This is a genomic window from Streptomyces sp. NPDC021096 (assembly GCF_040641275.1).
Lineage (GTDB): Bacteria > Actinomycetota > Actinomycetes > Streptomycetales > Streptomycetaceae > Streptomyces.
Genome location: NZ_JBFADG010000004.1, coordinates 72,359 through 93,822 on the forward strand (window position 1 = coordinate 72,359; position 21,464 = coordinate 93,822).

Sequence of the window (21,464 nt, forward strand, 5' to 3'; positions counted from 1 at the left end):
GGCGCCCTGGCACGGTGGTCCTTCACACACTGCCGTAAGCCGCCGTAAGCCGCACAAGGATCGTCGAAGCATGGCAATGCGCCCACAATGCTCACAGCGGAGAGAGTGCCCGAACCCGGACTTTCCTCCCGAGCGGGGACGGTCCGGCGGTTCGCGGACCCTCGCGACGGCGGCTCCGGAAGATGTGCCAGAGTTGCCACGTCCGGGCCGACAGCACGTACCGTACGGCGAGACCTGGCGGAACAGTCGGGACCTCCGGGGAAGGGGCAGCTGGGTTGACCACGCACGCACCGCAGGCGGCGCACACGGTGACGTTGCCGGGCTCGCTCGACGAAGCCGTGGCGGCGCTGGCCGCCATGCCCACCGCCGTGCCCGTCGCCGGCGGCACCGACCTGATGGCCGCCGTCAACTCCGGGTTGCTGCGACCCGCCGCGCTCGTGGGCCTCGGCCGCATCAACGAGATCCGCGGCTGGCAGTACCAGGACGGCGCCGCCCTGCTGGGCGCCGGCCTCACCCACGCCCGTATGGGCCGCCCGGACTTCGCCGCCCTCATCCCCGCCCTCGCCACCGCCGCCCGGGCCGCCGGCCCGCCCCAGATCCGCAACGCCGGCACCCTCGGCGGCAACATCGCCTCCGCCTCGCCGACCGGTGACGCACTGCCCGTCCTCGCCGCGCTCGAGGCCTCGCTCGTCATCGCCGGCCCCGGCGGTACGCGCCGCGAGATCCCCGTCGGTCGCCTCCTCGCCGGGCTCGACATGCTCCGGCCGGGTGAGCTGATCGGGTACGTCCGCGTGCCGCTCCTGCACGCCCCGCAGACCTTCCTCAAGGCCACCGGCCGCACCGGCCCCGGCCGGGCGATCGCCTCCGTGGCGGTGGTCCTGGACCCGGCGCGCCGCAGCGTGCGCTGCGCGGTCGGCGCGGTCGCGCCGATGCCGCTGCGCCCGTTCGACGCCGAGCGCTGGGTCTCCTCGATCGTCGACTGGGACGGCGATCGCACCCTCGCGCCCGAGGCCTGCGCCGCCTTCGGCGAGTACGTGGCCGCGGCGTGCATCCCCGACCCGACACCCGCGCAGTCCGCGCTGTCCCCCACGGACGGCGCCGAGCCGGGTACCCTGCCGCCGGCCGTGCTGCATCTGCGCCGTACGGTGGCGACTCTGGCCCGCCGAGCACTGGGGAGGGCACTCGCGTGAGTGACGAACAGCAGCGACAGACCCATGTGCCCGCGCCCGGCGCGGGCGGCTGGCAGCCCATTCCGCAGGGCGCCGGGCTCGAGGCGGAGGGCACGACCTTCCTCCAGCTCCCGCCCGAACTCCTGGCGCACCAGGGCTCCGCGGGCTGGGGCCCCCTGGCGGCCCCCGGCACCGGGTACACCCCGCCCGCCGCGGACTCCTGGCCGCACCCTGCCCCCGAGCCCTACGCCGAGCCGGCGCCCGTCCCGGTGGGCGGACCGCAGGAGCAGGGGCACTGGGACGGGGCGTACGAGGCCTCTTACGGGCAGCACGGCCAGCACGGCCAGCACCTGACCGGTGGTGGCGAGGGCGTCCCCGCCGATCCGCACGCCGTGGGCGACATGTCCGACGGCGGCATGTCCGAGACGGCGCAGTGGCCGATGCCGTTCGCCCCGGACGCGGGCGAGGGCGCCGGCTCCACGCAGCAGTGGACGGTTCCGGCGGCCGGGGACGACTCGGTGGAGGAGTCCGGCGAGTACGTCCTGCGAGAGACGGGCGCGCCCGGTCCGGCCGAACAGGTCGACCAGGCCGGGCAGGCCGGACAGGCAGGTGGTTTCGACCACCTCGACCACGTCGACCACCACACCGGTCACGTCGGTCATGTCGGCCGGAGCGATCAGTGGTCCGTGCCGGCCGCGCCGGGCGACACGGTGGACGAGTCGGGCGAGTACGACCTGGGCATCGTCGACGGGGTCACCGGTGCGGGCGAAAGCCCCGTCGCCGAGTGGACGGCCGACGCCGGGCTTCCGGCGCAGCCCGAGGCCATGACGCAGGCCGAGCCGGTGACGGAGCCGGCGACGGATCCGGAGCCCGAGCCGGCCGACGGCACCCAGGCCGTCGAGCACCCCGGGCACAACGAACACCTCGAACAGCACGCGGGCACCGTCGAGCACCCGGGGTCCGACGAGGCCCCCGCGGCCGCCGACGACACCGCAGCCGCGGCCGCCCCGGAGCCGGACGACGCCCCCGTCTACCCGCACCTCCACGCGGAGCCGGAGCCGGAGATGCCGACGCCGATGGCGACGGCGACCGGTGCCGAGGCCGGGGCGTACCCCGAGCCGGAGGCCGGCCCGCAGGACGAGCACCCCTGCGCCTCGTACGTCCTCAGCGTCAACGGCACCGACCGGCCCGTCACCGACGCCTGGATCGGGGAGTCCCTGCTGTACGTCCTGCGCGAGCGCCTCGGCCTCGCCGGCGCCAAGGACGGCTGCTCGCAGGGCGAGTGCGGCGCCTGCTCCGTCCAGGTCGACGGCAGGCTCGTCGCCTCCTGCCTCGTACCGGCCGCGACCACGGCCGGCGCCGAGATCCGTACGGTCGAGGGCCTGGCGGCGGGCGGTCAGCCCTCCGACGTGCAGCGCGCGCTCGCCGAGTGCGGGGCCGTGCAGTGCGGCTTCTGCGTGCCCGGCCTCGCCATGACCGTGCACGACCTGCTCGAGGGCAACCACGCCCCGACCGAGCTGGAGACCCGGCAGGCCATCTGCGGCAACCTCTGCCGCTGCTCCGGCTACCGGGGTGTGCTCGACGCGGTGCGCCAGGTCGTCGACGAGCGCGCCGAGGCCGCCGCGGCCCTGGAAGAGGACCGGGAGCAGCAGGCGGACTCGGAGACGGCACGCATCCCGCACCAGGCGGGTCCGTACGGTGACGGCAGCGACGGCACCGGCGGCAGTGGAAGGGCGATGGCATGACGGGAATGGGCGGGACGGCCGGAATGGGCGGGACGGGGGGCACGGCGGGTGCGGGCGACATCCCCGCCTCCGTCCTCACTGCCTCCGTCGCGCCGCCGCCCGCCGCACCCGAGGCCCCGCTCCGCGGCCTCGGCGTCTCCCTCCCCGCGGCCGACGCGGCCGCCAAGACCCAGGGCACCTTCCCGTACGCGGCCGACCTGTGGGCCGAGGGCCTGCTGTGGGCCGCGGTGCTGCGCTCCCCGCACCCCCACGCCCGCATCGTCTCGGTCGACACCTCGGCCGCCGCCGCGATGCCGGGCGTACGGGCCGTGGTGACGCACACGGACGTGCCCGGCGACGCCGCCCACGGCCGGCGCATCGCCGACCGCCCCGTCTTCGCCTCCGACCTGGTCCGCTACCACGGCGAGCCGATCGCCGCGGTCGCCGCCGACCACCCCGACACCGCGCGTCTGGCCGCGGCGGCCATCGCCGTCAAGTACGACGTGCTGGAGCCGGTCACCGACCCGGAGCAGGCGTTCGCCGCCGAGTCGCTGCACCCCGACGGCAATCTGATCCGCCACATCCCGCTGAGCTTCGGCGACCCCGAGGTGGTCGGCGAGGTGATCGTCGAGGGCCTGTACCGCATCGGCCGCCAGGACCCGGCGCCCATCGGCGCCGAGGCAGGCCTGGCCGTGCCCCGCCCGGACGGCGGCGTCGAGATCTACACCGCCTCCACCGACCCGCACGCCGACCGCGACCTCGCCGCCGCCTGCTTCGGGCTGGAGCCCGAGCGCGTGAAGGTCGTCGTCACGGGCGTCCCGGGCGCGATGGGCGACCGCGAGGACCCCGGCACCCAGCTCGCCCTGGGCCTGCTGGCGCTGCGCACGGGCCACCCCGTCAAGCTGGCGGCGACCCGCGAGGAGTCCTTCCTCAGCCACGCCCACCGCCACCCCACGCTGCTGCGCTACCGCCACCACGCGGACGCCGAGGGCAAGCTGCTGAAGGTCGAGGCGCAGATCCTGCTCGACGCGGGCGCCTACGCCGACTCCTCCTCGGAGGCGCTGGCCGCGGCCGTCGCCTTCGCCTGCGGCCCGTACGTCGTCCCGCACGCCTTCGTCGAGGGCTGGGCCGTCCGCACGAACAACCCGCCGTCGGGCCATGTGCGCGGCGAGGGCGCGATGCAGGTGTGCGCCGCGTACGAGGGCCAGATGGACAAGCTCGCGGCGAAGCTCGGCCTGGACCCGGCGGAGCTGCGCATGCGCAACATCATGGCGACGGGCGACCTGCTGCCGACCGGCCAGACGGTGACCTGCCCGGCCCCCGTGGCCGAACTCCTGCGCGCGGTCCGCGACTACCCGCTGCCGCCGCTGCCGCTGGACGACCCCTCCGGGTCCGAAGACGACTGGCTGCTGCCAGGGGGCCCCGACGGCGCCGGCGAGCCGAGCGCGGTGCGGCGCGGCGTCGGCTACGGCGTGGGCATGGTGCACATGCTGGGCGCCGAGGGCACGGACGAGGTCTCGACGGCCACGGTCAAGGTCAGCGGCTCGGTGGCCACGGTCATCTGCGCGGCCGTGGAGACCGGCCAGGGCTTCTCGACCCTGGCCCGCCAGATCGTCCAGGACGTCCTGGGCATCGACGAGGTCTACGTGGCCCCCGTCGACACCGACCAGCCCCCCTGCGGCCCGGCGGCCCACAGTCGCCACACCTGGGTCTCGGGCGGCGCGGTGGAGCGGGCGGCACGGATGGTCCGTACCCAGCTCCTGCAGCCGCTGGCCCACCAGTTCGGCATGTCGACGGAGCTGCTGACGATCGCCGACGGCAAGATCACCTCGTACGACGGCGTGCTGAGCACGACGGTCGCCGAGGCCCTGGACGGCAAGGAACTGTGGGCGACGGCCCAGTGCCGCCCGCACCCGACGGAACCGCTCGACGACACCGGCCAGGGCGACGCCTTCGTGGGCATCGCCTTCTGCGCGGTGCGGGCGGTCGTGGACGTGGACGTGGAGCTGGGCTCGGTACGGGTCGTGGAGATGGCCGTGGCCCAGGACGTCGGCCGCGTCCTCAACCCCGCCCAGGCCAGGGCCCGCATCGAGGCCGGCATCACCCAGGGCGTGGGCGCCGCGCTGACGGAGAACCTCCGCACCAACGCCGGCCAGGTCCGCCGCCCGGACCTCACGGCGTACGCCCTGCCGACGGCGCTCGACGCGCCGGACATCCGCATCGTCAAGCTGGTCGAGGAACGCGATGTCGTCGCCCCCTTCGGCGCGAAGGCGATCAGCGCGGTGCCGGTGGTCACCTCCCCGGCGGCGGTGGCGGGCGCGGTCCGCGCCGCGACGGGCCGCCCCGTCAACCGCCTGCCGATCCGCCCGCAGACGGCGGCGGCCACGCCGGGCGTTTGAGTACCCGTACTCAGGTGAACGTCACTGCCTGTCAGTAACCTTGGGGCGGCATTGTTACGTTACGGGGCTGACGCGAGGGGCGGAACGAACGTGGGCGCGGGTGGGGACGCGAGACTGCACGCGGAACTGGCAACACTCAAAGGCTTCAGGGGCGAGGTCGAAGAACTCCTGACCCACCTCGAGTCCTCCCAGGCGGCCCCGCACCGGATGGCCGACCACCACCTCGTCCCCGCCCAACTGGGCGTCAACTTCGCCGAGGTCGACTCCCTCTACAGCGCGTACAACGAGGTCCACGCCCAACTGAAGACCCTCGCCCAGCTGCTGAACGACCAGATCGAGGCCCTGGGCACCGCCGTCCACGCCGCCCGCGTCGGCTACGCCAACGTCGACGCCGACCTGCGCGACCGCATGTGGGCCATCCAGTCCCGCACCAAGGAGCTCTACAACCCGAAGCTCGACCCCAACACGAGGGCGGCGAGGACGAGGGCGGGGGCGGGGACGCCGGAGCCGACGTCGGGGGCGGGGCCGACTTCGTCCCCGCAGCCGCAGCCGCAGCCGCACGCCAGCAACGAAGGAGAGATCTGATGGCGACTCCTCCCGGACCGGTTGTGGCCGGTGCTGCTGGTGGCGGTGTCAGCCCCCTCATCCGGCGCCCCAGCAGCGGCTTGTTCACGACGTCGGACTTCGAGTCGATGTCGCACGAGCAGCTGCGCGCGATGGTCGAACACGCCGACGCCGAGACGACCAGCGCCCTGGGCTGCAAGCTCCAAAGTGCGGCCGGCGCCATGAACAAGCTCGGCGAGCGCCTGCAGGAACACGCCTCCGGCGTGGAGTGGGACGGCCTGGGCGGCGACGCTTTCCGCGAATGGGTCGCGGACATGGCCAACGCGACGCTGCGGCTCGGTGAGTTCAGCAAAAACGCGGGAACGTGGATGACCCACGCCGCGGCCACGCTCTCCAGCGTCCAGTCCTCCATGCCGGGGGTGTCCTCGGCATCCAAGGCCACGTTGGCTGCTTACAAGGCCAGTAATCCTGGGCAGGTGGGGGCGGTCGCGCCGCCGACGGTGGCGGATCAGAGCGGGGGGCTGCAGAAGGCGGGGGCATCGGGGCCTTCGCAGAAGGAGGCTTACGCGGCGCAGCAACAGCTTGAGGCGGATCGGGCTGAGGCTGCTCGGCTGATGCGGAAGCTGGCGGAGTCCTATGCGTGGTCGGCGCGGAACATTTCGGGGGCGGGGGCGCCTACGTTTCCGCCGATGCCGGGGGACGGTGGTATCCACGACTTTGAGTACATCCCGGTGCCGAGAACTGACGCACAAGGTGTTGCCGCCTACGGTCCTGCTGGCAGGGCAGCTGGGGCAGGTGGCAATACGCAGGGCGTTGCGCCCGTCTCTGGTACGGCGAGAGATACCTCTGGCGTGGTAGCGAGCAGTGGCAGCGTGGGGTCAGTAATCCAGCCAGTCGCACCGCCAGTGTCCATGGAAGTTGACGGCGGAGTGGCAATGCCCGAGGCGCCGGTCCTGCCATCTGGTGGGGCGCCAGCACCGTTGCCGCACGGTGGTGGCACGTCAAACACCCCGCCGGTGGCGCCAGTAGCCGACCTCCCGGTGCCGCCAATGGGCCATGTGCCTGCAGGATTGGGCGGAGGGAAGGCAGGACCCGTCGGGGGCCAGCGTCAAGGAACCGTGCCGGGTATCCCGGGGCGTGGTCTTGTCGGCGGTCTCGGCCCCTCAGTGCCTGGATTGCCTCGAGACGGCGTGGTCGGCGGACGGCCGGTGCCTCGTACGTCAGCACAGGTTCCGACTCAGGTACCGCGAGGCACAGTCATCGGTACGGAGCCTGGACAAGCACGCACACCGATGGGCTTTGGCGCGCCACACGCGGCGCCTCCCGCGCCCCCTGCAGGCCGTGTCGGTGGTGGCAGCGGCCGACGGTTGGCATTCGAACCGGGCGGGGTCGTTGGAGGACAACGTCGAGTCGGAACATCGGGGGACCGGGCCTTCACGCCTGGTGGTTCGGGCTTGGTGAGGAGTCCCGGAGACGTTAACGCCAACCCCGGTCGTCGCGCTTCACAGCAAGGGCAGCGCCCTGACTACTTGGTGGAAGATGAAGAGACCTGGGCTCAGGGCAACCGTCGTGTCGCTCCTCCCGTCATCGACTGACCACAGGCAAAGGCAGGAGAAAGACATGCGTTGCAGCTCGGCTGCCAATGCTGGCTGGTGGAAAGGTGCTGCCTGGGGTGTAGCCGCGTCTCTCGCACTCGTTGTCTCTGCAGCGCCGGCTCAGGCGGACTCGATCCGCTCGCGACAGTGGTACTTGGACGCTATGCGAGCCGAGGAAATGTGGCAGACGAGCACAGGGGCTGGTGTGACCGTAGCCGTCATCGATAGCGGCGTGGACGCGGAACTCCCTGATCTTAGGGGGCAAGTGCTCCCTGGTAAGGACTTCTCTGGTGTTGAGGGAGACGAGCACTCAGACTACGACGGTCACGGGACGGGGATGGCCGTCCTCATCGCAGGGACGGGGAAGAGTAACGGAGGGGCTGGCTCGTTTGGTCTTGCCCCCGGCGCGAAGATCCTCCCTCTGAGGGTTGTCAACACTAATGCGCCTGCCACGCGGGAGCTTCTGAGCGGTACCTCAATGCCTTCCGCAATCCGATATGCGGCGGACTCCCAAGCAAAGATCATCAATATTTCGATGGCTGGCCCCGGGAGCTCGCGTGAAGCCGAGGCGGTCGAATACGCCCTATCCAGGGGGAAGCTCGTCTTCGCAGGCGTTGGAAATGAAGGAAATAAGGGAAATCCGGTCGAATTCCCTGCAGGGTACCCAGGCGTAGTGGGCGTATCTGCTGTCGGTCAGGACATCAAGGCGACGGAGGAGTCGCAACGGGGCCCACAAGTGGACCTCGCCGCCCCCGGCGACAACATCGTCGCCAGTTGCAAAGGTGGATCCGGCCTCTGCCGAAGCCACGGCACCAGCGACGCCACCGCCCTGGCCTCCGCCTCCGCCGCCCTCATCTGGTCCGTGCACCCCGAATGGACGGCAAACCAAGTCCTCCGCGTCCTCATCAACACCGCCGGCGGCCCCAAAAGCGGCGAGAAGCGCAGCGACACCATCGGCTACGGCGTAGTCCGCCCCCGCATCGCCCTGCAGAACCCCGGCGACCCTGGCCCGCCCAACGTGAGCCCTCTCCCCGAACTGGCTGCGCCTACACCGGCGGCCACTGCTTCCCGCGCCACCGGCGGCATGGTGCGAGCCGACGCAGACAAGGGCGGCAAGGGCCTGCTCTCCACCCGCAATGTCCTGGCGGGCGCTGTCGCTCTAGCCGTAGCCGCCGCAGTCGGCGTACCCCTGCTCGTCGCACGTCGCCGCAGGCGACTGCCCCGGTAGACACCCCACCCCACACACCCTGCACCCGAGGCCACACCATGACGGATGCCCAAATCCCCCAGCAGCACCAGGAATCACGAATAACCTTGGCCTCCGCCGGCTCCGGCGGAGGAGGCGACACCCACAAGGCGAGTGTTTGGCCCTGGACCACCGCCGGCGGCGTCGCCGGTGAGCTGAACCAAGGCATGGATACGGCCCTCCGGGACCTGGGTCATGCCCACGACGGGATCAAGACGGGAACCACCGGCTTCGCGAGCGCGGCTGCTCTGAGCGCCATTCTCGGGGGCTGGGAAGCCCGCCTCGGCGCTGTTCGTGACGAGTGCAAGCGCCTCGACGGCGACTTGAAGAAGGCCGGTATGGCCTTCGGCGAGAACGAAGTGCAGGTCAAGGCGTCGTTCGAAGCGACGGGCTCCAGGATCAACGACTACAGCCAACCCTGGACGTCCAGCGCGCCGAAGAAGTGGCAGTGACGCGAATGGTCAGCATCGAAGAGCTCACCCGCCTCGACACCTCCAAGTTCACGAAAGCCGCTGATGGCTGGAGCACGATCAGCCATCGTGCCCACGCATACCGGGAGCGCGTGGATCACGACATGCTCAGCAAGCTGCGCGCCACACAGCAAGGCGCCGCGGCGACCGCAGTTCTGAGTGATCTGGACAGGTTGAGTAAGAACTACCAGTACGTCCACGCCGAAGGTGGGTTGATCCGCACGGCCCTTCAAGGCCTGGCCGAGGAGCTGGCGGTCCCGCAACGCAAGCTCAAGCAGGCGTTGGAGGACGCGCGTGGGCTGGGCTTCACCGTCAAGCCGAACGGATCTGTCGAATACCCGAAAACCCAAGGGGCTCCGTCTCCGCTTCTCCCGACGCCGGCTGCCCCCGGCGCCATGCCCTCCCTGCTGAAGCCGGACAGCACCCCGGACGCGAACCAGGCCAAAGCTCAGGACATCGCCAACCGCATCGGTGAAGCGCTCAAAGAAGCAACGGAGATCGACGGCCGGTACGCCAGAGCCATTGCGAAGCTCTCCACCGACGGTGATCTGAAGAAGACTGACTGGACCGACGTTGCGCGCGACACGAAGGATCTACGTGCCGCCGCGGGCAAGCACCTTCCAGAAAGCGGGATCCCCAAGGGTAAGTCTCCGAAGGAGAACGCCGAGTGGTGGAAAAGTCGCTCCCAGGCAGAACGTGAAGAGTACACCGCTCTGTATCCGGCGAGCATCGGTGCCCTGAACGGTATTCCCTCCGCTACGCGGGACGAAGCAAACCAGGTTGTCCTTGCCGAAACGCGAGCCGATGTGAATCAACAGCTCAAAGATCTGGTTGCGCGTGAGCCGCAACGGTATGTGATGCGAACGGGACAGCAGACGGTCTCGCAAGAGTGGATGGTATGGAAGGAGAAAAAAGAAAGCATTGAGGGAAAGCTGGATGGACTGGAGGCGATTCAGGATAGGTTGGCTCAGGCAGGCGGGGATGAGAGGATTCCAAAAGCATACCTGCTCGGCCTGGACGCAAGGGGAGACGGTCATGCCATCGTCGCCAATGGAAATCCCGACACTGCAGCCCACACGGCCGTCTATATTCCCGGCACATATTCAAATCTAGCGGGTGCTGAAGGCGATATAGGGCGAATGGTGAGGCTCTGGAAGGTGAGTGATGGGATGCCAGGAAATCCCGACGTGTCAACCATTACATGGATCGGTTATGACGCACCTCAGAGTATCGTTCCGCAAGCCATGTCGAAGTCTTACGCCTACAATGGGGAGTCGGCGCTCAATGGGTTTATGGATGGGTTGCAAGTGGCTCAAGGAGGGGCGGACAAGAGTCACACAACAATAATTGGCCACAGTTATGGAAGTACTCTCGTAGGGGCGGCTGCCAATAAGGGGGAACTGGCTGCTGATGACGTTGTGGTGGCTGGAAGCCCAGGCACGTTGGTCAGTGACGCAGATAAGTTGGATGTTGGGAAGGACCATGTGTGGTCCGAGAGAGCGTCGGACGACCCCGTGCCCTTGGGTGGAAAGATAGCAGGGCTTGGTGGAGTCCAAAGGGTGGTCGTAAATGGCGGAGACAGAGAAAACGGCGGCTACGTTGAGTACATTCATGTAGTGCCCTCGGATGAGGAATTTGGTGCGCACCGAATGAAGGTCGACACCAAGGGGCACAGTGGATACTGGGATGAGCGATCGATCAGTCTGCGAAATCAGGCAGCTGTCGTAACCCGTCGGTACGACATGGTGGAGAGCGAATAGGTGGCCTGGCCGGTGAAGTTTATTCAGCAACGGAGATGGGTTGGCTCCCTGGCTATTGGGGTTGCTCTTTCGGTGGTCGGATCGGGGTGTTCGAAGGTGAATGAAGGCGGCCGTGAATCGGTTGTGATGGATGTGGGGCGGGCCAGAGGCAAGGTCAAAGAAGCATCCAGCCAGCTATTCGATGTGATTGGGATACGTGCAGGTAAGGTGACTCCCGGTGGTCCCGGCGTATCCACGTGCAAGGAGGACCCTAAGCATATTTATCAGGTGTATCACACGTGGTCCGTTTATGGTGTTCCCATGGATGAGCTTTCGCGTGGTTTCGACGGGCTCAAGCAGCGTTTGCCGGCCGACGGGTGGAAGATTATTAAGTCGGGGCCAAATGACAGTCCGGCCAAAACTCCAGAGATCCTTGCGGACTCATCAAAAGAGCAGTTCACTGCCAACATCGCGTTTGTGGGCTCTGGAAGCGGCGAGCCTGGCATCATGGTGTCCCTGGTATCCGCATGTTTCCGTGTTCCGGAAGGTGCTGACCTGAGCGGCGAATACTGATTGCTAGTGCTGTTTGCGAGCTTCCAACGTGACAGAAATCGGCCTCGCGTAGGAAGATTGGGCTGAATGGCTGATCGAGTGGCTTGGCTGAAGGCGTTGGCCCTCGTTGTCGACCGTCGTGGTGAAGCGAGCAGCGGGTCGTGCCCGGGCTGCGGCCAGTGCCGGCTTGAGGTTCGGTACATCGTCGATGCCAGCAGTCGTATCGGGTACGCGCTGTTCTGGTGCGGTGCATGCCTGCGCGGCATTTCGGTTTCCCGAGTGCGGGCTCCAGAAGGTTTCCCGACGTGGCCGATCGGTGATCCGGTTGCGGTCGCAGGAGTCCCTCACTTCATCCGATGCGAGTGACGTCCGCCTAGCGCTTGGCGTAGTCGGCGAAGCCTTGCCAGTCGATGAAGACGCAGGGGTCGTTGCCGAGGACCCAGGCGTCGTGGCCGGGTGGGCAGATCATGTAGTCGCCCGGGCCGAACTCCGCCTCTTCGCCGTCGTTCATCACGACCTTCATGCGGCCCGCGATGACGTAGCCCGTGTGGGAGGCCTCGCAGCTGTCCGTTCCCGCGATGGGCTTGACGTGCTTCGACCACTGCCAGCCCGGCTCGAACGTCGCCCGGCCCACCGGGCCTGCGGCCACGTTCACCAGTTCCAGGCGTCCCTTGCCCTCCTCGAAGGGGCGGACTTCCTCCGGCGAGTCGAAGCTCTTGCGCACGAGACCGGCCATGGAGCCTCCTCCTTGAGCGGTAGGCAGCGGTTTGCCGTAGCGGTTGCTGGGCGACTCCTTCGACGCTAGCTGTGGGTTTGGCCCGCTGCGAGGTGTGGGGGCCGGGTGGGTGAAGGCGGCTCAGAGGAGGTGGTCCAGCTCGCCGCGTTTGGCCGATTCGATCAGGTTGCGGAGGCCTTGGGGGGTGGTGCGGAGCAGTTCGTCCGGGTGCGTCGTCTCGCGCAGTATCGGTGTGCCGTCCGAGGTGTGGCCGATCTGGATGCAGGCGTTGCCGCCGTTGCCGCATAAGGGGGCTTGCCAGCGGATCTCGGGCATGGGGAGTGGGCCTTTCAGAGCTGTTGGGCGACGGTTCGAATGAAGTCTCGTGACTTGGTCTCGTCAAGAGCGCAGGTCTCCATCGCGTCGAAGAGCTGGCGATAGTTGGCCAGCTGCATGTCGGAGTCGATGAAGACCGAGCCGTGAGAGGTGTCGAGCTGCACTGTGTCCAGCTGTCGGACCGGTCCGCAGGCGTAGAGGATGGTCTGCCCGGCGCCCGGGAAGCCGCCGGCCGTGAACGGGATGACTCTGAGGCTGACGCGGTCGTGTTCGCTGATTTCGAGCAGGTGCCGGAGTTGGGCGCGGGCCACGTCGCGGCCGCCGAACTGCATCCGTAAGGCGCTCTCGTGGACGATCGCGTCGTACTCGGGAGCGGCCTGGCGGTCGAACACCTGGCGGCGCAGGAGGCGGTGGGAGACGCGGAGGTCTACCTCGCCTGCGGGGAGGCGGGGAATCACCAGGTCGAAGATCGCGCGGGCGTGGTCTTCCGTCTGCAGGAGCCCGGGGATGTGCGATGTCAGTGCGTTGCGAATCCTGGCGGCGTGCCACTCGAGCTCGGCGATGTCCAGGAAGAAGGCGGGGAGCGAGCCTCTGTACTCCTCCCACCAGCCCTTGGAGTGGTCCTGTGCCATGTCGGCGAGGGCGTCGACCAATGTCGCGTCCGGACAGCGGTAGTTGCAGGCGAGCGTGCGCACGCGGGTCGGGCTGATGCCGAAGCGGCCGGCTTCCGTGTTGGAGATGCGGGTGCGGTCCACGCCCAACAGGGCGGCCGCGTCCGACGCGGACATCCCCGCCTGCTCGCGCAGTTGGCGGAGCGCGGCGCCGAGACGCCGTTGTCGGATCGTCGGGTTGCTTCTCGGTGGCATGCGATGGCCTCTCGCCGAAACTGGCACACAGTCTGCCCGCAGGCGGCGATGACATCCAGCGATGCCGTAGGTAGCACACGGTTTCCGGCGAGTAGGTAGCACAGGGCTTCCCGAGGCGCTACCTTCGGTACCACTTCGCTCACACGCCGTGGCGCCGGAAGTGCACCGCGTGAGCATGCCCTCCTTCCCTGGGTGGGGTGTGTCCGCGCCCAGGGAGGCAGGCCACCGGTTGCTGTCCGCGTGCGAGAACTCCCTCTGTCTGTCGACATGACCGCGCTTGGAGTCCGCGCATGAGCAACAACGCACTCTGTTCGACGGCTGGTTCGGCGCGCATCGCGCCACCGTCCTCGCCCAGCCGTCACAACCTCAACTACTCGTTCGGTCTGCCCGGTGGTGCCTACTGCCTGGGCATGGCCCGGAGCGCCGTGAAGGGTGTGCTCAACGCGCACGGACTGGCCGACCTGGCCGAGCTCGGGTCCCTCGCCGCCTCCGAACTGCTCGGCAACGCCCTCGCGTTCACCCCGAACCGTGGCGTCAGCCTCGACCTGCGATGGCGGTTCGGGGTGCTGCGGGTGACCGTGTTCGACGAGCATCCCGAGCACGCTGAGAGCAGTGGTGCCGGCAGTGCCTGCCGGGCGTATCGGCGGGAGGCGCTGGCCACGCTGGAAGCCGTCGTGGGTCGGTGCGGGGGCGTCGTGGGCATCGCCGCCGCCGAGAAGCCGCTCAGCGGGAGCAAGCTGTGGGTCGTCGTGCCCGGGGAGGCGGGGAAGCGTTATGCCGCGCTTTGAGATGTGCTCACATAGCGGCGGGTGGAGCGAGGTCGGCAGCCCCGGTGAGGTGCAGTGTCGGCGCTGCGGGGTGCGTCGGTTTCGCCACTACGGGGCCGTCCGGCCCGTCGGGCTGCCCCACGCGCTCGTACCGTCCGCGTCGGAGAGGCGAGCCGCCGACCTGGCCGCTGCTCGGCAAGTGGCCTTCGCCGTGGGGGTGGCCAGGTGGTCGCCGCCCCGCGCTCACCGGCCCAGGTAGACGTTCAGCACCAGGGCCACCGGGCCCGGGCAGGCCAGGGCGCCCACCACCACCGCTCGGGTGGCCGGGGCCAGGCCCATGCGCTTCAGGGCGTACCAGATCGCCGCCAGCACCGCTGCGGCCACGGCGAGGATTCCTGTCACCTGGAGGAGGAAGCCACCCGCCCCCGCCCCGTCGCCCTCCGCGGCTCCCCACATGGCGATCATCGCCACGACCACCAGGCACAAGCCCGTCGCTTGAACCGCTATCGCCCACAGAATCCCCGCCAGGATCTTCATGAGGCGGTTGTTCCGCGGCAGCGTGGAGTAGGTATACATCGAGGTGTCCTTCGAGCAGAGAGCTAGCTGAGCGGCAGGAGCCAGTGGGCGTCGTCGCGGTAGTCCGTCGGGGACGCCGTGAAGTCCAGGGACTCGGAGCCCGGCGGGACGTTGACGTGCATCTTCACCTTCACCTTCTGGTGAGGTGCGAGCCTGTCCGGGAACCAGGGGTTCTTGCGGTCGGCCGTGGGGCTCATGGGGCCGAAGGGCGTCATGCCGCCCGGGAGGATCTTCTTCTCGGTGCGGATGCCGTTCCAGGTGAGTTCGAGGGCCTTGTCCTGGTCGTTCACGTACGTGACCGTGTACTCGTAGGTCAGCTCGCCCTTCCTCAGCGCCACGTCGCCGGGCAGGCTCGGGACGCGGCGGGCCTTGCTCACCGTCACCTTCATGCCGTCCCGGTAGCGCGCCGTTCCGCCCGGTTTCAGCGGGGCCTCGTACTTGCCGCCCGGCGAGACCAGCTCCCCGGGACGGTCGTAGGCGTGGGACAGCGAGACGCAGAACCACACGATCGCGCCGAGCGAGACGAGCGCCGTGGCCGCCCCCAGCGCGAGGCCGGTGACCGCCGTGGTGCTCGAGGTCGCCTCGCCGCGCTTGGCCTTCGCGCGCCCTACGAAGCCGCAGACCGTGGCGACCAGGCCGATGGGAACGGCGAAGAGGACGCCCACGTACGTGGTGGTCGCCGCGACGGCCAGCACGGCCAGCATCAGAGCCGCCATGCCCACGCCGTTGGGCTGCTTCGGCATGAGGCCGGGGAGGTCCGGCAGCGGCTTCGTCAGCGGCTTCGTCTTCATGCATTGATCACACACGCCGCACGGGCCCTTGCGGGAGCGCCCGCTCACTCAAATCGGCCTGAGTAGTCGTACCCATGTTCGCCCTACGTAAGGTACGCATAAAGGGCTCCCTGAGGCCCTGTCACGGCTGATCGGGATGAGTGGGTTGAGCAAGAGAGTGGCGGCGATCGACGCGGAAGCGATGGTCGCCGAGGCGCGCAAGGCGTTCTTCGTGATGTTCGGCTTCCTGGCCGTGGTCTGGGCCGTGCAGCTGGCCAACTGGGGGAGCGACTACCGCTTCGCCCGCGACTTCGCCGTGATCGCCGGTAGGACCGGGAGCCTTCCCGACATTCTCACCGCCCCCTTCCTGCACCTGAGCTGGGAGCACATCGAGAGCAATTCCGGGCCGCTGTTCGTCTTCGGATTCCTCGCCGCCTATCGCGGGGTGGCGCGCTTCTTCGGACTGACGGCGCTGGTCGCCGTCGTCAGCGGGCTCACCATCTGGATGTTCGAAGGCGACGGCATCGGTACGGTCGGGGCCAGCGGGCTGGTCTTCGGGTACTTCGGCTACGTGGTCGTCCGCGGGTTCTTCGACCGGCACCTCATCGACAGCCTCGTCGGCATCGTCATGGGCGCCTCCTACGCCTACACCCTCACCCTGACCGTTCCCGGCACGCCCGGCATCAGCTGGCTCGGCCACCTCGGCGGGCTGGTCGGGGGCGTCATCGGCGCCTGGGTCTTCCGCGACCGGCGGGCCCCTGCCGCCGCCCCCGCCGCCACGTCGGCCGTCCCGGACGGCAGCAGCCCCGCCGGCCATCCCCGCGCGGACCTGCACAAGGAACTGCGCGACCTCGGACTGCTCTGATCTCCCGTAGCAGCTCGCCGAAGGGGCTCTTAGTCTGGTCACAGGGGTCGAATTACTTCGACCGAGGAGCCTCCCATGAGGAAGAACAGGAAGGGCGCCTGGCGCGCTACGGGAATCGTCACCGCATTCGCCACGGCCGCCGCGATCGTCTCCGCCAGCCCGGTTCAGGCTCAGCCCACCGCGGAACTGTCCGCGTGGATCACCGACGGCTGGGGTGGCGGAACGGTCACCAGCCAGCCGGCCGGGATCAACTGCCACACGACGGCATGGGACCCGTACTCGGGCAACGACCCGCCGGAGAACCCGACCGGCCCCTGCACCGCGAGCTTCGCGGTCGGAACGACGGTCACCTTCACCGCCACACCCGACCCGGGGTCCTACGTCAACTTCGGCCCCACGCCGAATCCCGTGACCGTGCGGAGCGGCTACAACTTCACGTGGGCGATGTTCTGCCCGAACGACGGTCTCTGTTCTGCGGGCTAGCGGTAGAGGCCGTGGCGGGAATCGAACCCACGTAACTCGCTTTGCAGGCGAGCCCCTAAGCCACTCGGGCACACGGCCGTGTTCACGTCGTCTCTTGCTTCCGACGACCATGACCCTACGGTCCTCCCCGCCCCGCTTCAATGGGGCTTTCAGCCCTGCCATATGGCCGACATGTGCTGTTCATATGCCCCCCTCGCGTCCCCTCACGTCCCCAGGAACGACTCCACCAGCGGGCGGAACATGTCCGGCTCGTCCACCCACGGGTAGTGCCCCACCTCGTGCAGCGGGCGCACCACCGCGCGGGGGAAGGAGGCGGCCACGGCCTCGCCCGCGCGCATGCCCGTCACCGCGTCGCGGTCGCCCGTGACGACCAGCACCGGGCACCGTACGTTCCGCAGCGCGCGCAGGAGGTCCAGGCGTGCCGGCTCGTCGACGCCCTGCCAGAAGCCGGCGCGGGGGACCGGGTTGAGCTGGTCGGGTTCGCCGGCGGCGTGGGCGCGCTGGGTGGGGGTCCAGCGGGCGTAGGCCATGGGGGCCGCGCGCAGGAGGAGGGAGCGGACCTCGGCCAGGTCGGTGGCGGCGGCCAGGGAGTGGACGGCCACGTAGGCGTCGACCCACCACTCCTCCGTGGCGCGGGACTCGAAGATCTCCTCGGCGTCCGTGGGGAGTTCGCCCTGGAGGCGGGAGCCGGGGGCGACCAGGACCAGATGGGTCAGGTATTCGCCGTGCGCGGCCGCGTACGCCTGGGCCGTCGCGCAGGCCGCGTCGTGGGCGAGCAGGGCGAAGCGGTCCAGCTCCAGGTGGTCGCGGAGCGACTCCAGGTCGTCGGCCAGGGCTGGGAAGGCGTACGCCGCCGGGTTCCGCGGTGGGGGAGAGGCGCCCGTGCCGCGGCTGTCGGGGACGATCAGGGTGTGGTGCGCGGACAGGCCCGCCAGGTCCCCCAGGTACGCGGCGTCCCGCCCCGGTCCTCCCGCCAGGCAGACCAGGGGCGGTCCGGCGCCGTCCCCCAGGACCCGGTAGTGCAATTCTGCTGCGTCGTATGAGACGTAGTGAGGCATAAAGCCACCATGCCGGATATCTCCCTTGATCCAGAAGCAACCCAGCCGTGACCGGCCCCGAACCCAAATTCCGCTTATGATTTCGGCGTGTTCGACTCCCGGCACATCAAGACCTTCCACGCGGTCGTCGCCGCGGGGTCGTACTCCGCTGCCGCCCGCGCCCTCGGCTACACCCAGCCCGCGATCACCCAGCAGATGAAGGCGCTGGAACGCGCGGTGGGCACCCCGCTGTTCACCCGCGTCGGACGGCGCATGCGGCTGACCGAGGCCGGCGAGGCGCTCGCCCGGCACGCCGAGGTCATCCTCGACAGCCTCACCGCTGCGCAACGGCAAATGAGCTCGCTGACCCGGCTGCGCGCCGGACGGGTGCGCGTGTGCGCGTTCCCCAGCGCCGGGGCCACCCTCATACCCGAGGCGCTGGCCCGCCTCGCCGCCGACCACCCGGGCGTACGGGTCGAGCTGCAGGAGGGCGAGCCGCCGGACTCGCTGCGCCGGCTGGTGCGCGGCGAATGCGACATCACCCTGGCCTTCACCTATCCCGGCCTGCACGAAGAGGTGCCCGACGAGCTCGTCGAAATACCGCTGTTCGAGGACCAGCTGACCGTTCTGCTGCCGGTGGGACACCCGCTCGCCCGCCGCCGCGCCGTCAAGCTCGCCGACCTGGCCGAGGAGCGCTGGATCGCCGGCTGTCTGCGCTGCCGCACCAACTTCCTCCACGAATGCGCCGAGCAGGGCTTCGCACCCGACATCGCATTCACAACGGACGACAACCTCGTCGTGCAGTCCCTCGTCGCCGAGGGGCTCGGCGTGGCGATGATGCCGGGGCTGGTGTTGTCCTTCCTCCGGCACGACAAGATCACCGGACGGGCCCTGGACCCGGCCTGCCGCCGTCAGGTCTCCGCCTACGTGCTGCGCGAGCACCTCCGCATCCCCGCCACCGCGCTCGTCCTCGACGAGCTGAAGGCCGTCGCCGCGCGCCGGGTCGGCTGCTGACCGCGGGCCCGCGCCCGCCCCATCCATAAGCGTACGTTTGCGACCCGGCAAAGAACTGTCGTTGGACGTGATGGATCAGCGGCCCCGACTCTGCACGTATGACCACACCCACCGCCGCACCCCCGACGACCGCGCGCCTCGGCCGGCTGGTCGGCGACGTCCGGGAGGCCGTAGGCCGCGGCCTGCCGCCCGACACGACGGCGTACCTCGTCGGCGAGCGGCTCGCGACCCACCTCGGCGCCGCGGACCTGCTCACCGCCGAACAGTGCGAGGGCGACCCCGACCGCTACCGCCAGCACGTGCTGCACGCCGAGCGGGACGGCAGCTTCTCCGTCGTCGCGCTCGTGTGGCTGCCCGGTCAGCAGACCTCCATCCACGACCACGTCTCCTGGTGCGTCACCGGCGTCCACCAGGGCACCGAGAGCGAGCGCCGCTACCGGCTCGTCCCCGAGGGGACGACCGCGCGCCTCGTGGCGACGGAGGACGTGGTCAACCACCAGGGCGACGTCTGCGGCTTCGCCCCGCCCGGCGACATCCACCGGGTGCGCAACGCCTGTTCGTCCGTGGCCATCTCGATCCACATCTACGGCGCCGACATCGCCCGCCTCGGCTCCAGCGTCCGGCGCGTCTACGACCTGCCCGCCGACGAGCTCTGATGGCGCTCCTCAGCTCGCAGCGGAACACCGCGGCGCCCACCCGGACGACATCCGCCCCGACACCCGCCCCGACCCCCGGCAAGCTGCCCGGCCTCGCCATGGCCGCCGCCGGCGTCGCCCTCGCCTGGGCGGTGCACCGGCTCGTACCCGCCGTCCCCATGCTCACCGCGGCCGTCGTCCTCGGCATCGCCGCCGCGCACCTGCCCGGCGTACGGGCCCGGGTGCGCGGCATCGGCAAGCCGGGCCTGACGCTGGCCGGCAAGCGGCTCATGCGCGTCGGCATCGTCCTGCTCGGGCTCAAGCTCAGCCTGGACGACGTCCTCGGGCTGGGCTGGGCCACCGTCGTCATGGTGGTCGCGGTGGTCGCCGCGACGTTCTTCGGGACGCTGTGGCTCGGCCGCCGCCTGGGGCTGCGCGGCGACCAGCCGCTGCTGATCGCCACCGGCTACTCGATATGCGGCGCCTCCGCGATAGGCGCGGTCAGCGAGGTCTCGGGCAGCGACGAGGAGGACGTGGCGACGTCCGTGGCGCTGGTGACGCTGTGCGGCACGCTCGCGATCGCGGTCCTGCCGCTGCTGCACCATCCGCTCGGCCTCGGCGACGCGCAGTTCGGCCGCTGGGCCGGGGCGAGCGTGCACGACGTCGGACAGGTCGTGGCCACCGCCCAGACCGCGGGCCCGGCGGCCCTCGCCGACGCGGTGCTGGTCAAGCTGATGCGGGTGGCGCTGCTCGCCCCGCTGGTCGCGGCGGTGGTGGTCTCCGTACGCGCCCGCCGCGCCCGCAGTACGGGGGATGGTGCCGGCGCCGGGAAGGCGTCCGGCAAGCGGCCGCCGCTCGTGCCGCTCTTCGTGCTCGGCTTCCTCGCCATGGTGGCCGTACGGACCACCGGCTGGCTGCCCGGCAGCGCCCTCGACCTCGCCCAGCACGCCCAGGAACTGCTCCTCGCCGCCGCCCTCTTCGGCCTCGGCAGCGCGGTGCACCTGCCGACCCTGACCCGCACCGGCGGACGGGTCGCCGCGCTGGGGCTGTGCTCGTGGATCGTCATCGCCGGCGCGTCGTACGGCGGAGTCCTCCTCACCACCTGAGGTCCGCCGCGAAACGAGGGGGGAACCCAGGAGGGGACGGGGCCCGGCCGTGCGCCGGGCCCCGCCGGGTTCACTGCGCGTAGATCTCGGTCATCTCCGTGATCTTGTTGCCGGAGCCGACGGCGACGTCGTAGAAGTTCGCTCCCCAGCAGAACTCCTCGCCCTTCGTCTTCTGCGCCTGCCCGCCGTCGTACTGCTTGCCGTCCGGGTCGGCGCACGTCTTCACGTGCGCGATGCCGGTCTTCGGGCCTTCCTTGTCGGTGCGGGCCTGCTGGCCCTGGTCCTTCGTGATCACCGTGACCTTGGCGTCGGGGGAGAACGAGAAGGTCTTCAGCGCCCCCTCCGGACGGTAGGCGGCCCCGCTCGCCGTCGGGTTGCACTTGCTGTCCTTGGCGATGACGTTGTTCATCGCGCCTTCGACGTTGCTGACCCAGACGACCTTGTGGCCCTCGGCGAGGGTCGGGCAGTTGCCCCTGTTGCCGTTGGCTCCCCGGTCGTTCCGGCGGCCGCCGGGACGAGCGCCCTGGTCGGACTGCTGGGGCGCCTCGGCGACCTGCGAGGGCTCGGAACCGGACTCGGCGCTTTTGTCGTCCTCGGGTCCGCAGGCGGTCAGCCCCAGTGCGGCCGAGACGAACAGAGCGGTGGCGAAGACGTGCCGGATGGAAATGATGTTCCCCAAATAATGATGCTGCACGGCCCGATGGGCGTGCGACGTGCGTAAGTTGACCGGCTGTCAGCATAAAATGCGCCGCTGGTAAGTGGTCTAGTCCAGTCTGTAGTCATGGACATGGTGATCTTGTCCAGAGTGGCCTCCGGCACGGGGCCTTCGACCTAGG

The 21,464-nt window shown here is 69.7% G+C and carries 22 protein-coding genes and 1 tRNA gene; 15 read left to right on the forward strand and 8 right to left on the reverse strand.

Features of this window, described 5'->3' with window-relative positions; all coding sequences use genetic code 11:
- The first annotated feature begins 275 nt into the window (after positions 1 to 275).
- From AB0G59_RS08825 to AB0G59_RS08860, 8 genes are all read left to right on the forward strand, one after another.
- On the forward strand, positions 276 to 1,190 hold the full coding sequence (locus AB0G59_RS08825) for an FAD binding domain-containing protein (RefSeq protein ID WP_360909456.1): 915 nt from the start codon (positions 276 to 278) through the stop codon (positions 1,188 to 1,190).
- Positions 1,187 to 2,914: a 2Fe-2S iron-sulfur cluster-binding protein gene (locus AB0G59_RS08830; RefSeq protein WP_360909458.1), complete on the forward strand. Its 1,728-nt coding sequence runs from the start codon at positions 1,187 to 1,189 to the stop codon at positions 2,912 to 2,914. The genes AB0G59_RS08825 and AB0G59_RS08830 overlap by 4 nt, the downstream gene beginning before the upstream one ends.
- 5 nt (positions 2,915 to 2,919) lie before the next feature.
- Positions 2,920 to 5,292: a molybdopterin cofactor-binding domain-containing protein gene (locus tag AB0G59_RS08835; RefSeq protein ID WP_360909992.1), complete on the forward strand. Its 2,373-nt coding sequence runs from the start codon at positions 2,920 to 2,922 to the stop codon at positions 5,290 to 5,292.
- A 90-nt stretch (positions 5,293 to 5,382) separates the two neighbouring features.
- Entirely contained in the window at positions 5,383 to 5,877 is a 495-nt protein-coding gene (locus AB0G59_RS08840; RefSeq protein WP_360909460.1) for a hypothetical protein, read from the forward strand.
- A 1,737-nt stretch (positions 5,878 to 7,614) separates the two neighbouring features.
- Positions 7,615 to 8,679, forward strand: coding sequence for a type VII secretion-associated serine protease mycosin (gene mycP / locus AB0G59_RS08845; protein WP_360909462.1), 1,065 nt, complete (start codon positions 7,615 to 7,617; stop codon positions 8,677 to 8,679).
- 38 nt (positions 8,680 to 8,717) lie between these two features.
- Positions 8,718 to 9,149, forward strand: coding sequence for a hypothetical protein (locus AB0G59_RS08850; RefSeq protein ID WP_360909464.1), 432 nt, complete (start codon positions 8,718 to 8,720; stop codon positions 9,147 to 9,149).
- Positions 9,150 to 9,154: 5 nt separating this feature from the next.
- Complete coding sequence (locus AB0G59_RS08855; protein ID WP_360909994.1) at positions 9,155 to 10,927, forward strand: alpha/beta hydrolase; 1,773 nt, start codon at positions 9,155 to 9,157, stop codon at positions 10,925 to 10,927.
- The gene (locus AB0G59_RS08860) at positions 10,928 to 11,479 is read left to right on the forward strand and encodes a hypothetical protein (protein ID WP_360909466.1); all 552 of its coding nucleotides are present in this window, start codon (positions 10,928 to 10,930) and stop codon (positions 11,477 to 11,479) included. It begins immediately after the preceding gene.
- A gap of 352 nt (positions 11,480 to 11,831) precedes the next feature.
- On the opposite strand, the gene AB0G59_RS08865 is transcribed toward AB0G59_RS08860, so the two are convergent.
- The 3 genes from AB0G59_RS08865 to AB0G59_RS08875 form a co-directional block, all read right to left on the reverse strand.
- Positions 11,832 to 12,194, reverse strand: a complete 363-nt coding sequence (locus AB0G59_RS08865) for a cupin domain-containing protein (RefSeq protein WP_360909468.1) — start codon at positions 12,192 to 12,194, stop codon at positions 11,832 to 11,834.
- 120 nt (positions 12,195 to 12,314) lie between these two features.
- Positions 12,315 to 12,509, reverse strand: a complete 195-nt coding sequence (locus AB0G59_RS08870; protein ID WP_360909470.1) for a hypothetical protein — start codon at positions 12,507 to 12,509, stop codon at positions 12,315 to 12,317.
- 14 nt (positions 12,510 to 12,523) lie between these two features.
- A complete protein-coding gene (locus AB0G59_RS08875; RefSeq protein ID WP_360909472.1) occupies positions 12,524 to 13,375 on the reverse strand; it encodes a helix-turn-helix transcriptional regulator in 852 nt (283 codons plus the stop codon).
- A 290-nt stretch (positions 13,376 to 13,665) separates the two neighbouring features.
- Between AB0G59_RS08875 and AB0G59_RS08880 the strand changes: the two genes are divergently transcribed.
- Together AB0G59_RS08880 and AB0G59_RS08885 are read left to right on the forward strand one after the other, a co-directional pair.
- Positions 13,666 to 14,163, forward strand: coding sequence for an ATP-binding protein (locus AB0G59_RS08880; RefSeq protein WP_360909475.1), 498 nt, complete (start codon positions 13,666 to 13,668; stop codon positions 14,161 to 14,163).
- Position 14,164: 1 nt separating this feature from the next.
- Complete coding sequence (locus AB0G59_RS08885; RefSeq protein ID WP_360909477.1) at positions 14,165 to 14,401, forward strand: DUF6255 family natural product biosynthesis protein; 237 nt, start codon at positions 14,165 to 14,167, stop codon at positions 14,399 to 14,401.
- Here the strand turns inward: AB0G59_RS08885 and AB0G59_RS08890 are convergent.
- Together AB0G59_RS08890 and AB0G59_RS08895 are read right to left on the reverse strand one after the other, a co-directional pair.
- Positions 14,386 to 14,718: a hypothetical protein gene (locus tag AB0G59_RS08890; RefSeq protein ID WP_360909479.1), complete on the reverse strand. Its 333-nt coding sequence runs from the start codon at positions 14,716 to 14,718 to the stop codon at positions 14,386 to 14,388. The genes AB0G59_RS08885 and AB0G59_RS08890 overlap by 16 nt on opposite strands.
- Positions 14,719 to 14,741: 23 nt before the next feature.
- Positions 14,742 to 15,509, reverse strand: a complete 768-nt coding sequence (locus AB0G59_RS08895) for a DUF4190 domain-containing protein (protein ID WP_360909481.1) — start codon at positions 15,507 to 15,509, stop codon at positions 14,742 to 14,744.
- 145 nt (positions 15,510 to 15,654) lie between these two features.
- Here AB0G59_RS08895 and AB0G59_RS08900 point away from each other — a divergent pair, with 145 nt between their 5' ends.
- On the forward strand, positions 15,655 to 16,353 hold the full coding sequence (locus tag AB0G59_RS08900; RefSeq protein WP_360909483.1) for a rhomboid family intramembrane serine protease: 699 nt from the start codon (positions 15,655 to 15,657) through the stop codon (positions 16,351 to 16,353).
- Positions 16,354 to 16,428: 75 nt separating this feature from the next.
- On the forward strand, positions 16,429 to 16,836 hold the full coding sequence (locus tag AB0G59_RS08905) for a hypothetical protein (RefSeq protein WP_360909485.1): 408 nt from the start codon (positions 16,429 to 16,431) through the stop codon (positions 16,834 to 16,836).
- 6 nt (positions 16,837 to 16,842) lie between these two features.
- Here AB0G59_RS08905 and AB0G59_RS08910 read toward each other — a convergent pair.
- Both AB0G59_RS08910 and AB0G59_RS08915 read right to left on the reverse strand, forming a co-directional pair.
- Positions 16,843 to 16,914, reverse strand: a tRNA-Cys gene (locus AB0G59_RS08910).
- Between the two features lie 125 nt (positions 16,915 to 17,039).
- Entirely contained in the window at positions 17,040 to 17,894 is an 855-nt protein-coding gene (locus tag AB0G59_RS08915) for an alpha/beta hydrolase (protein WP_360909487.1), read from the reverse strand.
- An 87-nt stretch (positions 17,895 to 17,981) separates the two neighbouring features.
- On the opposite strand from AB0G59_RS08915, the gene AB0G59_RS08920 reads away from it, so the two are divergent.
- The 3 genes from AB0G59_RS08920 to AB0G59_RS08930 all read left to right on the forward strand — a co-directional run bounded on the left by AB0G59_RS08920 (position 17,982) and on the right by AB0G59_RS08930 (position 20,628).
- Positions 17,982 to 18,887, forward strand: a complete 906-nt coding sequence (locus AB0G59_RS08920; RefSeq protein WP_360909489.1) for a LysR family transcriptional regulator — start codon at positions 17,982 to 17,984, stop codon at positions 18,885 to 18,887.
- A gap of 98 nt (positions 18,888 to 18,985) precedes the next feature.
- On the forward strand, positions 18,986 to 19,543 hold the full coding sequence (locus tag AB0G59_RS08925) for a cysteine dioxygenase family protein (protein ID WP_360909491.1): 558 nt from the start codon (positions 18,986 to 18,988) through the stop codon (positions 19,541 to 19,543).
- On the forward strand, positions 19,543 to 20,628 hold the full coding sequence (locus tag AB0G59_RS08930; RefSeq protein WP_360909493.1) for a putative sulfate exporter family transporter: 1,086 nt from the start codon (positions 19,543 to 19,545) through the stop codon (positions 20,626 to 20,628). Before AB0G59_RS08925 ends, AB0G59_RS08930 begins: the two co-directional genes overlap by 1 nt.
- Before the next feature lie 70 nt (positions 20,629 to 20,698).
- Here the strand turns inward: AB0G59_RS08930 and AB0G59_RS08935 are convergent, their stop codons facing one another.
- Positions 20,699 to 21,307 carry a hypothetical protein gene (locus AB0G59_RS08935; protein ID WP_360909495.1) on the reverse strand — a complete coding sequence of 203 codons (609 nt, stop codon included), beginning with the start codon at positions 21,305 to 21,307 and terminating at the stop codon, positions 20,699 to 20,701.
- Between the last annotated feature and the right edge of the window lie 157 nt (positions 21,308 to 21,464).